This is a genomic window from Ruegeria sp. K7 (assembly GCF_056531785.1).
On record NZ_JBQFMJ010000001.1, the window covers coordinates 771,282 to 784,754 of the forward strand.

A 13,473-nucleotide genomic window follows, 5' to 3' on the forward strand; every position below is an offset into this window, starting at 1 on the left:
CTTTTCAATTCTGCAATCGTGTCCAGGTCTGATGGCCACAAAGGTGATGTTCACATCCTTTGACCTTGAGCGTGTCGCCCTGCAACGTCATCTGAGGCACCGCCTCGACATCCAGTAGTGGCACCCAGAACTCTCCGCCGCCATATGTGCCCGAACCTTCGCTGGACACATCCCAGAACAGTTTCTTCCCGATATTGGGCGTCTGCACCTCTTTTCCGGATTTGTCATAGGCCGACAAAATCTGACCGCAAAACTTGCCGCCACACGCCGTAATCTTGATGTGCGAGATCAAGTCCTTTCGATCCGGCTCGGTCTTCCAGACGCCTTCGATCGGATCAGCTGCGGCCAGTGTGGGAAGGTTGATTGCCACGGCAAGTATGCCCGCAATTGTACCTTTTCGAACAAATCGACGCATCGGAAATCTCCTGTAAGAACAGGCTTATTTTATCACAAAATCATCCTGCCGGACACAACGCGCGTCAGGCAGCCTGCGTGTCCGATTGCTGCCGGTTCCATAGCTGCGCATAGCGCCCGGCTCGAGAGAGCAACTCGTCATGCGTGCCCTGTTCCAGGATCTCGCCCCGTTCCAGCACAACGATGCGATCCGCTTCGGCAATCGTGCTCAGGCGGTGAGCGATGGTCAGCACAGTCCGCCCCTCTCCCGCCCGCGCTAGGGCGTCCTTGATGTCCTGTTCAGTGTCGGTATCCAGCGCCGAGGTCGCCTCATCCAACAACAAAATCGGCGGATTCTTCAGCAAGGTGCGCGCTATACCAACGCGCTGCTTCTCACCGCCTGACAGTTTCAGCCCCCGCTCGCCAACCTTTGTGTCATAGCCGTCAGGCAGGCTGGCGATGAAGTCGTGTATCTGAGCAGCTTTCGCGGCCTCTTCCACGTCGGACTGGCTGGCCCCTTCGCGGCCATAAGCAATATTGTAGCGGATCGTGTCATTGAACAGCACCGTGTCTTGCGGCACGACACCGATGGCCGCGTGCAGACTGGTCTGACTGACATCGCGGACATCCTGTCCGTCGATTTTCAGCGCGCCACCGGTGACATCGTAGAACCGGAACAAAAGCCGCCCGATGGTCGACTTGCCGGACCCAGTCGCCCCGACGATTGCAACGGTTTGCCCTGCCGGTACGGTCAGGGATACCCCTTTGAGGATTTCCCGGTCGGCCTCATACCCGAACCGCACATCTTCCAACGTCACCTCGCCGCCATTCACCTTCAAATTGGGTGCACAAGGCTTGTCGGTTACCTCGGCGGGCTGTTCGAGCAGATCGAACATCTGCCCCATATCCACCAGAGACTGGCGGATTTCGCGATAGACCGTGCCCAGGAAATTCAGCGGCACGGTGATCTGGATCATGTAGGCGTTCACCATCACGAAATCGCCCACCGTCAGGCCTCCGTTCTGCACGCCGATGGCCGCAAGAACCATGACACCGATCAGCCCGCAGGTGATCAGGAAGGACTGTCCAAAATTCAGAAAGGCCAGCGAATAAGCGGTCTTGAGCGCGGCCTTTGCATAAGCCTTCATCGAAACGTCATACCGTTCGGATTCGCGCATCTCCGCATTGAAATACTTGACGGTTTCGAAGTTCAGCAGGCTGTCGATAGCGCGCTGATTGGCTTCGGTGTCCTGATCATTCATCTCGCGGCGCAGCTTGACCCGCCATTCCGTCACCGCGAACGTGAACCAAATGTAAAGTGTGATGGTGACGGCGACGACAACCAGGTACCACACGTCGAACAGCCACATCAGGATGATCGCAACCAGCAGCAGTTCCAGGATCAGCGGCCCAATCGAAAACAACAGGAACCGCAGCAGGAACTCTACCCCTTTGACGCCCCGCTCGATAATCCGGCTCAGACCGCCTGTTCGGCGTGTCACGTGATAGCGCATGGACAATTGGTGGATGTGCTGGAAGGTTTCCAGCGCAAGCGCACGCAAAGCACGCTGTCCAACCGGCGCAAAAGCCGCATCGCGCAATTGCTGGAACCCAACGGTCATCATCCGCGCGACGCCATAGGCCACTGTCAGCCCGACAGCACCAAGCGCTATGGGCGGCACACCTTCGCCCGCCAACGCATCGACCGCGCCCTTGTACAGAATCGGCGTATATACCGCGATCAGCTTGGCCACGACCAGCATCGTCAGCGCCAGAACAACGCGGCGCTTAACCCACGGCTCGTCATCGGGCCACAGGTAAGGTGAAACCTTTCGGATCGTGCGCCAGCCAGAGCGCCGTTCGTCAGGTTCTGACCCGTTATCAGATTGCATTGGGGCTGTCCGTCGCTTCACGTGTCTGTCCTGAGATCAGAAATAGGCCCCCGCCCCCAAAAGGGCCAGAGCCGGGTGTTCATTCGGGGATGGTAAAGATTTGACCAGGATAAATCAGGTCCGGATCGCGGATCGAGTCGCGGTTGGCCTCGAAAAGTTTGACGTAGAGAATACCGTCACCAAAACGTTCCCGCGAAATCGCCCAGAGTGTGTCGCCTTTCTGAACCGTGACTGACCGGATTGCGGCGGTTTGGCTCTCGGCATCCGCTTCATCCAACTGATCAGCGGCCTGCAACGTCTCGATTGGCTCTCGCTTGAATGGGGTTTCCAGTCGACTGACGACGGTTCCGTCCAGGGCCACTTCATCCACCCGCAATGTATAGATACCTGGGTCGATACCCTCGATCTCGCCCCGCCATTTTCCGTCTTCCGCAGACGGAAGATCGCCGACAAGGCGGTTGTCCAGATAAAGACGCACAGCCGATCCGCCCTGCGCACGCCCCGTCAGCTCGACTTCGCCGGTTTCCGAATAGCCAATCGTATCCAAAGCAATCTGATCCGGCTGCTGAGTTTGCGTCGCAGGAGGCTGCACCAGTTCGACACCTTCTTCACCAGACCGCAATACGGCGACCTGCTGATCCTGAGAAGCCTCGGCTGCCGGTTCAGATACGGTGGGTTCAGTTTCTGCGGTGTCGGTTTCGGCGGTTTCAGTATCTGCCGTTTCGGATTCGGGCTGGGGCTGATCCTCAGAAGATGCCTCTGCCGTCTGCTCCTCTTGCGAAATCACAGGCTGTTGGTCTGTTCCCGTGTCTTCCGCTGCTGCGGTCTCGGTCGGTTCGGGTTCCGTGACTTCCACTTCGGATGCACCGGGCTCAACCGTTTGCGCTCCGGCATTCTCTGGCGGTTCGGCCGAAGCCACCTCGGTCTGTTGCGGCTCGGGTGCGGGCAGCGCCGCTATCAGGTAATCATCCGAACGCGACGCCGTGGCTCCGTCGGATGTCTCCAGCACCAAGCCCCTTGCGATATCGGAAAACGGGATTACGACAAACTCGGCAAATTGCCCGCTGGCATCGACCGTGAAGCTGTGCACAGGCTCACCATCCAGCAAGACGCGGACTTCGGAACCCGGTTCGGCGGTGCCGGACAACAGGGCGTTCCCGTCCGTTTCGATAAAAACCTGATCCAGAGCAGGCGCGATGACCGGCGTGGGCGCAGGTTCAACTGCCTCCCCGGTCTCAGCCTTTTCCTCGCCCGCCGGTTCCGGTTGGCCCTCGCCTTGCCCGGCCTGATCTACAGACTGCTCAGGCTCCGCCGTTTCCTCAGGCTGCGCAGGCTTTTCAGCGGTTTCTTCTGCTTCGGTGGTGACATCTTCCTGTGGCGCTTCGGCAGCGAGTTCGGTCTGCTGAGGCACCGGAGTGTCCTGTTCATCGCCAAAAATGCCGGACAGATACAAACCTCCCGCTCCGATCAGAGCTGCAATTCCAGCGATCAATCCCCAGAGGAAGTTTCCAGAGCTTCCGCTTCCCGACTTGGCGTCCATTCTTTTCCTTTCACTCCGCAGCGCAAATGCTTTGACTTTCACACATTCTGCCTGACGGTTGAGGCAACCTATCAATCCCGCTATCAGGGGTCAAAACCTCAGACACAAGCCCGGAGAACCCATCTGATGTCTCAGAAATCAGTCTGTGTGTATTGCGGGTCACGCAATGGCACAAATCCCGCCTATGCCGCAGCCGCCGAAGCGTTCGGCACATTGCTGGCAAATGAAGGCTGGCGTCTGGTTTATGGTGCCGGAGATGTCGGGCTGATGGGCGAGGTCGCGCGCGCGGCGCAGTCCGCCGGAGGCGAAACGTTCGGTGTCATCCCGGTGCATCTGGTCCGGCGCGAGGTCGGCAAGACCGACCTGACCCATTTCGTGATCACCGAGACAATGCACGAGCGCAAGAAGGTCATGATCATGAATGCAGACGCGGTTGTCGTTCTGCCGGGTGGCCCCGGGTCGCTGGACGAACTGTTCGAAGCCCTGACATGGCGGCAGCTAGGCCTGCACGACAAACCCATCCTGATCCTGAATGTTGATGGATACTGGGACAAGCTGCGCGAACTGGTCGCGCAGGTCATGGATCAGGAATTTGCCGATCCATCGCTAGGCGAGTTCCTGACCTGGGTGGACTCCCCAACAGGGGCCATTGAGGGCCTGCGTTCGCTTCTGACTTAACTTAGTATGTTCGGAACCCCGGGGGACCGTTTGGCCTCCCGGGGAAAAAATAGTCAGGAAACCGCAGGCTTTGCCAATCGCTGACGCAAAACCTGTTCGACCTTGTGCAACGGGTGGTTTGTCAGGGTTTTGTCGACCTCGGCGACCACTTTGGCCAGCACTTCGCTGTGCAGGCGGCGGCGCAACAGGCCCAGAACATGAGGGCTGGCGACAAGAACAAGCCGCTTGAACGCACCATTCAGCCCCTTTCGATTCAGCAAATCCGCCACATCCTGAACGAACAAGGATTTGGCGTGGGCTTTCCAGTTCGTCTCTTCCATGGCCGACTTCTGGTTCGGCCCGGAATCGAACCGGCGTCCTGCACGGTCCTTGCGTTTGTTGTCCGCTGTGTCCTGCTCTTCAACCGAGACGACGACAAGATTGGGATCTTCGGCGTCTGTGATGTTTTCCATCACCAGCGCCTTTTCCCCGTCTGCGATGATAACCCATGTTCCCTGTTCAATTGCGACCATAGTGATCTCCTGTATCGGCCGTTGAGGTCGCCCCCCGCCCCTTGGGCACAAGTCTTTTGTGGCGTGCCAACACTGGATTGGCGCGCTTACTGTCGCTTGTCTATTTGATTTGCAGCTCTCTCCTGCCGCCTACTTTACGTAGGGTCTGCGGGGCACGATACAATCCCGGCGAAGGCAAAAGTCGACGTATCGGCAGGTTTTCACCAGCGCTAAGAAAAGGATCAGGCCGACATTTCGATCACTGTAATCTCAGGCGTGACCCCCAGCCGAACGGGCAGGATTGAACAGCCAATACCGCCTGAAACCACCAGATCCCGCCCATCTTCCTGCACGTGCCCATAGGCGTACCGATTGCCATAGCGGGATGGCACCACGGGCGACCAGCCAAACAGGCGCACCTGTCCGCCATGAGTATGCCCGGACAGGGTAAGCGCAACTTTCTTTGGTACTTTTGGAAAAACATCCGGTTCATGCGCCATCATCACGACCGGCGCATCGTCCGTTACCTGACTCAAGGTGCCCGGCAGATCATCCAGCCCCTGATACCCGCCGCCTTTGCGCCGGATAGCCCATTGATCCTCAAGCCCGGCCAGCCAGAAACCCAACGCCTCAAGCTTGATCGCGGTGTTCGACAGAACCGTGATGCCTTTGCGTCCCAGCGCCTCGGCGTAGATATTCGGCCCACCACCCCGCTGCTGAGCCTGCCGGTCATCCCACCAGTCGTGGTTGCCCAACACCGAAAACACCCCGTGCGGCGCATCAAGATCAGAAAGAACGTCGGCCAGATCGTCCGGCCTGACCGGCTGCATGAAGGTTTTCAGGTCTGCCGAGTAATCCCCAAGCAGCAATATGAGATCCGGCGCCAGTGCGTTGGTGCGCCGCACGATCTGGCGAATGCGGTCAAGCCCGATCATCGGCTCTCCGACATGCAGATCAGCCAGAACCGCAATACGAACCGGGGGCGCAGTCCAGTCGGTTCGTTTCAGGCGCCATTTACGTACGCGCAGCCGCAGGGCCGGCTCGATGAAAAAGCCATAAGCCGCAGTAAAAAGGCCTGCCAGCGTAACCGCCAGCAGACCCCGTATGAACCCTCGTCGGGTCAATGATTACATCCGCGATGCAACGTTTTCCCAGTTCACCAGATTGTCGAGGAAGTTCGAAAGGTAAGCCGGACGCTTGTTGCGGAAGTCGATGTAGTAGCTGTGCTCCCACACATCGCAACCCAGCAGTGCGGTTTGGTTAAAGCACAGCGGGTTCACGCCGTTTTCGGTCTTGGTCACGGCCAGCGATCCGTCCGCGTTCTTGACCAGCCACGCCCAGCCCGAGCCGAACTGACCGGCACCAGCAGCGCTGAACTGCGACTTGAATTCGTCAACCGAGCCGAAGCTTTCGGTCAGCGCCTTCTCCAGTTCGCCGGGCATGGCGTTGCCACCGGGGCCCATCATTTCCCAGAACTGGTTGTGGTTCCACAGCTGGCTGATGTTGTTGAAGATGCCATTCTGGGCGACAGCGTTTGCGTCATAGGTGCCAACGATGATCTCTTCCAGCGACTTTCCGTCCCACTCTGTCCCGGCGATCAGCTTGTTGCCGTTGTCGACATAGGCCTTGTGGTGCAGGTCGTGGTGATATTCCAGTGTTTCCGCGGACATACCCTTGGCTGCCAGCGCGTCATGTGCATAAGGAAGATCAGGAAGTTCAAAAGCCATATCGGCCCCCTGTTTAAAATGTAAGTTGCGGTTCCCAAGGTTAAATGCTTTGGCAGCCGCCGCAGGTCAAGAGCCGAGACAAGAAAACCCGGAGGCAGACGATGCTGACACAGGCGCGCAAGATGTTCTACCGCGCCCGCGGATACTATGCGGGCAACCTGAACGGCGAGCCGTTCCGTCTGGACCCCTATCATTCGAAATTCTGGCGCAAGGCGACTGCGGGTGACTGGGAACCCGAGACCTTCGCCGTCCTTGATGAGTACCTGACGCCGGGCAGCGATTACCTTGACATCGGTGCGTGGATTGGCCCCACCGTCCTTTATGGCGCACGCAAGGCGCGGCATGTCTGGTGTTTCGAGCCGGACCCGACGGCCTACCGACATCTGGCGTGGAATCTGGACCTGAACGACATCCACAACGTGTCGGCCTTTGGTGTGGCGCTGTCAGACCAGTTCGGTGTGGCCCGCATGGCATCCCTGCGCGGAGAGCCCGGCGATTCCACCAGTTCATTGCTTCATGACGGCGCACATGGCAGCGATGCGCTGACCATTGCCTGGGATCAGTTCGAGGCGGTGAATGATCTGTCTGGCGTGTCACTGGTCAAAATGGATATCGAAGGGGCCGAGTTCTTCGTACTGCCAACCCTGTTGTCATGGTTGGAAAAGGTACGGCCTGCACTGTATCTCTCTCTCCACTCCCCCCTGTTGGCCGACGAAGATCGCCTGACCCGCACATCCGAGCTGCTGGAAAGCCTTTCCTTTTACTCCAATGTTTGTGACGAAAGCGGGCAACCGGCAGACGTTCAAACAATGCTCAAACCCGAAGAATTGACACGCTATCGCGCGATTGTTCTGCACGGGTAGAATGCAACAATCCACCTTCTCATTTTACGTGCGGTTCTGCTTGTTTTTTCCCGAGCTAAACCTGTTTCCTTCCGCCAGTAACTCATTGATGAATAAGATAAGAAATGAAACGACTATTTGGAATTATCATTGCGGCATTTGCTGCTCAGACGGCAGCGGCAGAAGATTTGACACATCATTGCAAGGTCAAGGGTCGGGAAGGCTGGATTGCACCGGAATACTACTTTCGCATTGATCCAGAAGCCAACAAAGCGAAGGTCGTCAGTAACTACCACGACTGGATGGACGCAAACCTGAATACCCGCAGAAACGACATTTACCAGATGAGCTGGAAGGTCACATTACCGAGTTCGGACGGTCAGGCGGTGCGCATGCGGTATCAGGCAAACCTCGATCAAGCCAAAAACAAGATCAAAGTCCGCGGTAGCTTTGGCAACGTAAGTGCATCAAACAAACCATACGGGACCGGAAACTGCGCGTTGGTCAAATAAAAAAGCCCCGGATGACCCGGGGCTTCTATTTCAACTGCACTTAGGCAGAGGTCAGTAAACCCCAACTTCACTGCCCGGCTGCGCCGCGACTTTCAGCAGTTTGAACACATAATCTGCGGCGGACCGGAAACAAACCACCCGGAAGGTTTCGGTGTCATCCATCCAGAACGCACCTGCCACCTGTGCCAGACGCGAGCGCCGAATTTGGCCGGGCTGGAATGCCTCTTCCGAGAACTCGACCGGAGCCAGCTTGCCCAGTACCTCGCGAGCGCTGCCGCCCGAGATGCGGAACACTGCGCGGGCATCCGAGACGTTGACGGCCAGGGCGTGTGTGCCGCTCAGGGCATTGGTCATCGCGGCCAGCTTGGCTTCGACCTCGGCGTAGGGCACCAGCACCAGCAATTCGTCGGTCGACATCCAGCAAACGCCGGTATCGCCGTTCACCAAAGCCTCGCGCTGGCCAGGAACCTTTTGGCCCGTGGCGTCTTTGACCGCCTTGGCAAGCACCTTGTCGGACAGGTCGCCGCGCAGAGTGATCATACCCTGCAGACCGCATTCCTCGACCTTGGCAATGCCGTCGAAGCTTGCGTGATTCAGTGCGCTGATGGGTTCAGACATTCTGCTTCTCCCCGTCCTTGTCGTAGAAGATCGGATCCACGATCTTGGCTTTGTAGACTTTGTCATCCGTTCCCGGGAACTCGACAATCTCACCCATCCGGTCAGGCCCGTGTTTGATCAGACCCATGGCGATGCCCTTGTCCAGGTTGGCCGAGTAATAGGTCGAGGTCACGCGTCCGATCATATTGCGCTGACCGTTGGCGTTGACGCCCTCACCCACTGCGTAGGCACCATCCGGCAGAACCGATCCATCCACAGTCTCAAGCCCGACCAGTTTCCAACGTTCAGGATCGGCCATGTGGCTTCGCGAATGGGCGCGTTTGCCCAGATAGTCCTCTTTCTTTTTCGACAGCGCCCAGTGCAGCCCCAGATCCTGCGGGATCACGGTGCCGTCGGTCTCGTCGCCGATCATGATAAAGCCTTTCTCGGCCCGCAGGATGTGCAGACATTCGGTGCCGTAAGGCATCACGCCGAACTCTTTACCTGCCTCCATCAGCGCGTCCCAGAATGCCTGACCCTGAGAGGCCGGAACCGCGATTTCATAGGACAGCTCACCCGAGAACGAAATGCGGTAGGCGCGGCAATCGAAGTCACCGATCTCGCCATCACGCCATTCCATGAAAGGCAGCGCTTCTTTGCTGACGTCCATGCCGCCCAGCTTCTCAAGCACCTTGCGGGCGTTGGGGCCGACCACGGCGACCTGCGCGTATTGCTCGGTCACGTTGGCCACGAAGACTTTCCGGTCCCACCATTCGGTCTGCAGCCACTCTTCCATGTGCCCATGGATACGCTCGGCCCCGCCGGTGGTGGTGTGGCACAGCCATGTGTCCTCGTCGACGCGGGCAACAACGCCGTCGTCGATCAGGAAACCGTTTTCCGAGCACATCAGGCCATAGCGGCATTTGCCGACCTTCAGCGTGGACATCATGTTGGTGTACATCATGTCGAGGAACTTGCCGGCATCCGGGCCTTTGACAATCAGTTTGCCCAGCGTCGATGCATCAAGCAGGCCAAGGTTTTCGCGGGTGTTCTTGACCTCGCGATTGACCGCGTCATGCACGGACTCTCCGGGACGCACGTAGGCGTAGGTCCGGCGCCAGTGGCCGACCGGCTCCCAGTCGGCGCCGTTCTTGTCATGCCAGTTGTGCATCGGTGTTTGGCGGATCGGCTGGAACACTTCACCACGCGCTTCGCCGCCGATCGCGCCCATCGAAATGGGGGTATAGGGCGGGCGGAAGGTTGTGGTGCCCACCTTCGGAATCTCGGATTCCAGCGCATCAGCCAGGATTGCCAAGCCGTTGATATTGCTCAGCTTTCCTTGATCGGTCGCCATGCCCAGCGTGGTGTAACGCTTGGTGTGTTCAACGCTTTCGTACCCTTCACGCGCAGCCAGCTGGACGTCGGAAACTTTGACGTCATTCTGGAAGTCGAGCCAGGATTTCATGCGTAGCTGGATTTCGGCATTGGCAGGCATCAGCCAGACAGCTTCCATCGCCGCTTCGCCGGTAGCTTCCCCAGCCGGGGCCTTAGTGTTCTTCGGTTTGAACCCGGCCGCCTTGGCCGCCGCTTTGCCAGCGGCATGGGCATCGGACAGCACCTCGCCCAGCGCCAGCGGACCGTTCGAGGAACCCGCGGCAAGAACGAAACCTTCACCATTTGCACCCAAAGGCGGGCGCGCCGGATCGGGACGGAAATGGGCTTGCGCCTCATCCCAGATCAGCTTGCCCCCACAATGCGACCACATGTGAACCACCGGAGACCAGCCCCCCGACATGGCGACCGCATCGCATTCAACTTCTTCGCGAGCGCCCCCGATGCCTTCCTGATTGCAGATCGCAACTTTCTTGACACGTTTGCCGCCTTTGACTTTGGCGATGGCCTTGCCCGGATCGACACGGATGCCAAGCTGACGCGCCTCTTCGGCCAACGGCCCGGCAGATGTACGTGCATCGACAACGCGCAGGACATCAACGCCCGCCTGTTTCATCAGGATCGCCGTGCGATAAGCGTCGTCGTTGTTGGTGGCGACGATGACACGTTCCCCGGGGGTCACGCCCCAGTTGATCACATAGTCGCGCATGGCCGAAGCCAGCATCACACCCGGCACATCATTACCGGCAAAGGACAGCGGACGCTCGATCGCGCCTGTTGCAGTCACGATCTGTTTGGCCCGGATCCGCCACAAGCGATGGCGCGGGCCTTGCGTGCCCGGTTTGTGATCGTTCAGACGCTCGTAACCCAATGCGTAACCATGGTCATAAACCCCTGCGCCCATGCAACGGGACCGCATGGTAACGTTGCTCATTGTTTCGAGTTCGGAAACCAATTGTTCCACGAACTTATCCACAGGCTCACCATTGACGGTTCCGCCGTCAACCGGAGCGCGACCGCCCCAATGTGCAGTCTGCTCGATCAGCAGAACCTTGGCACCGGATTGCGCCGCTGCTTTGGCCGCCTGAAGACCGGCCACGCCGCCGCCGATCACCAGAACATCGTTGAAGGCGTAGAAGTGTTCATAGGTGTCCGCGTCCTTGGTTTCCTTGTCCGGCGCTTTGCCCAGACCGGCGGACTGGCGGATGAACGGTTCGTAGACATGCTTCCAGAACGGCTTGGGATGGATGAACATCTTGTAGTAGAAGCCGGCCGGCAGGAACCGCGACAGGTGAGTGTTGACGGCACCGATGTCGAATTCCAGGTTCGGCCAGTGGTTTTGCGAGATCGCGGTCAGGCCGTTGAACAGCTCGGTCGTGGTGGCACGCTGGTTCGGCTCGAAGCGGCCGCCCTGCCCGAGACCGACCAGAGCGTTCGGTTCCTCGGCCCCGCTGGCGACAACGCCACGCGGACGGTGATACTTGAACGACCGGCCCATCATCATCTGATCATTGGCCAGAAGGGCCGAGGCAAGCGTATCGCCCTCGTAGCCCTGCATCGCGGTGCCGTTGAAAGTAAAGGTGACCTGTTTCGACCGGTTAATCAGTCGGCCGAGTTTTGCGAGACGGGTGCTCATTTTGCGGACCTTTCGCAGGTGGAGGTGTCGGAGCCTCCGGCGGGAGTATTTTTGAAAAGGTGAAGCATCAGGAGAACTCTCTCCACGTCCAGCCGGGCCGTTTGACGGTGATGGCATCCTTGATGTCTTGCGGCGGTTCGGAGGTCTGAGCGGTGTAAGTGCCAAAGACCTCGAGCGTTTGGGTACAACGCGCGGCGTGGAACCACTTGCCACAGCCATTGGCGTGCCGCCAGCGTTCGAAATGCACGCCTTTGGGGTTTTCACGCATGAACAGGTAGTCGTGGAATTCGTCATCCGACGAGCCAGGGCCAAAGCGCTTCAGATGCGCCTCGCCACCAGCGGCCAGTTCGGTTTCTTCGGCGTCAACGCCGCAATAGGGGCAATTCAGGATCAGCATTTTGTCATCCTTTCAGCAGCAAGCCGTCGTTTGACGTCCGCGCAATTCGTAGTCAGGGGCAGAGACGATTTTTCGGTGAAAAATCTCCATCAGTGCGCCACCCCTGCGGCGACGCTTTCGTCGATGAAGCGGCCCTCTTTGAAGCGGTCCAGCGAGAAGGCTTCGGTCAGTGGCGAATGACCGGTGGCCATCAGCTGTGCCATGCCCCAGCCCGAACCCGGGATCGCTTTGAAGCCGCCCGTGCCCCAGCCGCCGTTGATAAAGCAGCCCTGCAGCGGTGTTTTCGACAGGATCGGCGAGCGATCACCGGTCATGTCTACAATGCCGCCCCATTGACGCAGCATTTTCAGGCGCGAGATCATAGGGAAGGTCTCGACCAGCGCGCGCACCGTTTCCTCGATATGGTGGAACGATCCACGCTGGGTGAAGTTGTTGAACCCGTCCGTGCCGCCGCCGATCACCATCTCGCCCTTGTCGGACTGAGACATGTAGCCGTGCACGGTGTTGGCCATTACGACAACGTCCATGCAGGGTTTGATCGGCTCGGATACCAGCGCTTGCAGCGCGATGGCTTCCAGCGGCAGGCGGAAGCCTGCCATCTCGGCCAGTTGCCCCGAATGCCCGGCAACAACGATGCCCAGCTTGTCACAGTCAATGGCGCCCTTGGTGGTATCGACACCAACCACGCGGCCATTGTCCGAACGGACGCCGGTGACTTCGCACTGCTGAATGATGTCCATGCCCATCGCGGAACAGGCGCGGGCATAGCCCCACGCCACCGCGTCATGGCGTGCGGTACCGCCGCGTTCCTGCCAAAGCGCGCCCAGAACCGGATAGCGCGGGCCGTCCAGATTGATGATCGGCACCAATTCCTTGACACGTTCAGGCGTAATCCACTCGGTCTTGACGCCCTGCAAGGCGTTGGCGTGTGCTGTGCGCTGATAGCCGCGGATCTCGTGCTGTGTCTGCGCCAGCATCATCACGCCGCGCGGGCTGAACATGATGTTATAGTTTAGGTCCTGGCTCAAATCCTCATAGAGGCTGCGCGCCTTTTCGTAGATCGCCGCCGACGGGTCCTGCAGATAGTTCGAGCGGATGATCGTCGTGTTCCGGCCGGTGTTGCCACCGCCCAGCCAGCCTTTCTCAATCACGGCCACGTTCTGGATGCCGTAATTCTTACCCAGGTAGTATGCAGTGGCCAGGCCATGTCCCCCCGCACCAACGATGATTACGTCGTAGCGTTTCTTGGGTTCGGGCGACCGCCAGGCGCGTTCCCATCCTGTGTGGTAACGAAGCGCTTCGCGCGCAACGGCAAAGGCTGAATAGTGTTTCATAAGCGAATCCATCCGGTTCGGTGATTGGGCGCAGATATGACC

13 protein-coding genes are annotated in these 13,473 nt (G+C 58.8%); 3 read left to right on the forward strand and 10 right to left on the reverse strand.

The genetic code is table 11. The features are described from left to right. Positions 1-4 precede the first annotated feature (4 nt). The 3 genes from ACR0FE_RS03845 to ACR0FE_RS03855 all read right to left on the reverse strand — a co-directional run bounded on the left by ACR0FE_RS03845 (position 5) and on the right by ACR0FE_RS03855 (position 3,825). Complete coding sequence (locus ACR0FE_RS03845) at positions 5-415, reverse strand: DUF2147 domain-containing protein (RefSeq protein WP_170610164.1); 411 nt, start codon at positions 413-415, stop codon at positions 5-7. Between the two features lie 64 nt (positions 416-479). Then, the gene (locus ACR0FE_RS03850) at positions 480-2,285 is read right to left on the reverse strand and encodes an ABCB family ABC transporter ATP-binding protein/permease (protein WP_170610162.1); all 1,806 of its coding nucleotides are present in this window, start codon (positions 2,283-2,285) and stop codon (positions 480-482) included. 79 nt (positions 2,286-2,364) lie between these two features. Continuing rightward, positions 2,365-3,825: a LysM peptidoglycan-binding domain-containing protein gene (locus tag ACR0FE_RS03855; protein WP_480911159.1), complete on the reverse strand. Its 1,461-nt coding sequence runs from the start codon at positions 3,823-3,825 to the stop codon at positions 2,365-2,367. Positions 3,826-3,951: 126 nt separating this feature from the next. Here ACR0FE_RS03855 and ACR0FE_RS03860 point away from each other — a divergent pair, with 126 nt between their 5' ends. Next, positions 3,952-4,503, forward strand: a complete 552-nt coding sequence (locus ACR0FE_RS03860; protein ID WP_480911161.1) for an LOG family protein — start codon at positions 3,952-3,954, stop codon at positions 4,501-4,503. Between the two features lie 53 nt (positions 4,504-4,556). Here ACR0FE_RS03860 and ACR0FE_RS03865 read toward each other — a convergent pair whose 3' ends face one another. The 3 genes from ACR0FE_RS03865 to ACR0FE_RS03875 all read right to left on the reverse strand — a co-directional run bounded on the left by ACR0FE_RS03865 (position 4,557) and on the right by ACR0FE_RS03875 (position 6,721). Then, a complete protein-coding gene (locus ACR0FE_RS03865) occupies positions 4,557-5,015 on the reverse strand; it encodes a host attachment family protein (RefSeq protein ID WP_480911164.1) in 459 nt (152 codons plus the stop codon). 221 nt (positions 5,016-5,236) lie between these two features. Next, positions 5,237-6,118 carry a metallophosphoesterase gene (locus ACR0FE_RS03870; RefSeq protein ID WP_480911166.1) on the reverse strand — a complete coding sequence of 294 codons (882 nt, stop codon included), beginning with the start codon at positions 6,116-6,118 and terminating at the stop codon, positions 5,237-5,239. A 3-nt stretch (positions 6,119-6,121) separates the two neighbouring features. Then, a complete protein-coding gene (locus ACR0FE_RS03875; protein WP_170325347.1) occupies positions 6,122-6,721 on the reverse strand; it encodes a superoxide dismutase in 600 nt (199 codons plus the stop codon). 101 nt (positions 6,722-6,822) lie between these two features. Between ACR0FE_RS03875 and ACR0FE_RS03880 the strand changes: the two genes are divergently transcribed. Together ACR0FE_RS03880 and ACR0FE_RS03885 are read left to right on the forward strand one after the other, a co-directional pair. Beyond that, the gene (locus ACR0FE_RS03880) at positions 6,823-7,584 is read left to right on the forward strand and encodes an FkbM family methyltransferase (protein WP_170676336.1); all 762 of its coding nucleotides are present in this window, start codon (positions 6,823-6,825) and stop codon (positions 7,582-7,584) included. A gap of 104 nt (positions 7,585-7,688) precedes the next feature. Further along, on the forward strand, positions 7,689-8,075 hold the full coding sequence (locus ACR0FE_RS03885) for a hypothetical protein (protein WP_480911171.1): 387 nt from the start codon (positions 7,689-7,691) through the stop codon (positions 8,073-8,075). 51 nt (positions 8,076-8,126) lie between these two features. Here the strand turns inward: ACR0FE_RS03885 and ACR0FE_RS03890 are convergent, their stop codons facing one another. The 4 genes from ACR0FE_RS03890 to ACR0FE_RS03905 all read right to left on the reverse strand — a co-directional run bounded on the left by ACR0FE_RS03890 (position 8,127) and on the right by ACR0FE_RS03905 (position 13,431). Then, positions 8,127-8,693 carry a sarcosine oxidase subunit gamma gene (locus ACR0FE_RS03890; protein ID WP_170610149.1) on the reverse strand — a complete coding sequence of 189 codons (567 nt, stop codon included), beginning with the start codon at positions 8,691-8,693 and terminating at the stop codon, positions 8,127-8,129. Further along, complete coding sequence (locus ACR0FE_RS03895; RefSeq protein ID WP_480911174.1) at positions 8,686-11,700, reverse strand: sarcosine oxidase subunit alpha family protein; 3,015 nt, start codon at positions 11,698-11,700, stop codon at positions 8,686-8,688. The genes ACR0FE_RS03890 and ACR0FE_RS03895 overlap by 8 nt, the downstream gene beginning before the upstream one ends. A gap of 67 nt (positions 11,701-11,767) precedes the next feature. Beyond that, a complete protein-coding gene (locus ACR0FE_RS03900; RefSeq protein ID WP_170676330.1) occupies positions 11,768-12,097 on the reverse strand; it encodes a sarcosine oxidase subunit delta in 330 nt (109 codons plus the stop codon). 89 nt (positions 12,098-12,186) lie between these two features. Beyond that, the gene (locus ACR0FE_RS03905; protein WP_170610143.1) at positions 12,187-13,431 is read right to left on the reverse strand and encodes a sarcosine oxidase subunit beta family protein; all 1,245 of its coding nucleotides are present in this window, start codon (positions 13,429-13,431) and stop codon (positions 12,187-12,189) included. Positions 13,432-13,473 lie beyond the last annotated feature (42 nt).

Bases quoted from the DNA above. Each gene is read 5' to 3' on its own strand.
- ACR0FE_RS03845 (WP_170610164.1), bottom strand. From the start codon at position 415: ATGCGTCGATTTGTTCGAAAAGGTACAATTGCGGGCATACTTGCCGTG.
- ACR0FE_RS03850 (WP_170610162.1), bottom strand. From the start codon at position 2,285: ATGCAATCTGATAACGGGTCAGAACCTGACGAACGGCGCTCTGGCTGG.
- ACR0FE_RS03855 (WP_480911159.1), bottom strand. From the start codon at position 3,825: ATGGACGCCAAGTCGGGAAGCGGAAGCTCTGGAAACTTCCTCTGGGGA.
- ACR0FE_RS03860 (WP_480911161.1), top strand. From the start codon at position 3,952: ATGTCTCAGAAATCAGTCTGTGTGTATTGCGGGTCACGCAATGGCACA.
- ACR0FE_RS03865 (WP_480911164.1), bottom strand. From the start codon at position 5,015: ATGGTCGCAATTGAACAGGGAACATGGGTTATCATCGCAGACGGGGAA.
- ACR0FE_RS03875 (WP_170325347.1), bottom strand. From the start codon at position 6,721: ATGGCTTTTGAACTTCCTGATCTTCCTTATGCACATGACGCGCTGGCA.
- ACR0FE_RS03880 (WP_170676336.1), top strand. From the start codon at position 6,823: ATGCTGACACAGGCGCGCAAGATGTTCTACCGCGCCCGCGGATACTAT.
- ACR0FE_RS03885 (WP_480911171.1), top strand. From the start codon at position 7,689: ATGAAACGACTATTTGGAATTATCATTGCGGCATTTGCTGCTCAGACG.
- ACR0FE_RS03890 (WP_170610149.1), bottom strand. From the start codon at position 8,693: ATGTCTGAACCCATCAGCGCACTGAATCACGCAAGCTTCGACGGCATT.
- ACR0FE_RS03895 (WP_480911174.1), bottom strand. From the start codon at position 11,700: ATGAGCACCCGTCTCGCAAAACTCGGCCGACTGATTAACCGGTCGAAA.
- ACR0FE_RS03900 (WP_170676330.1), bottom strand. From the start codon at position 12,097: ATGCTGATCCTGAATTGCCCCTATTGCGGCGTTGACGCCGAAGAAACC.
- ACR0FE_RS03905 (WP_170610143.1), bottom strand. From the start codon at position 13,431: ATGAAACACTATTCAGCCTTTGCCGTTGCGCGCGAAGCGCTTCGTTAC.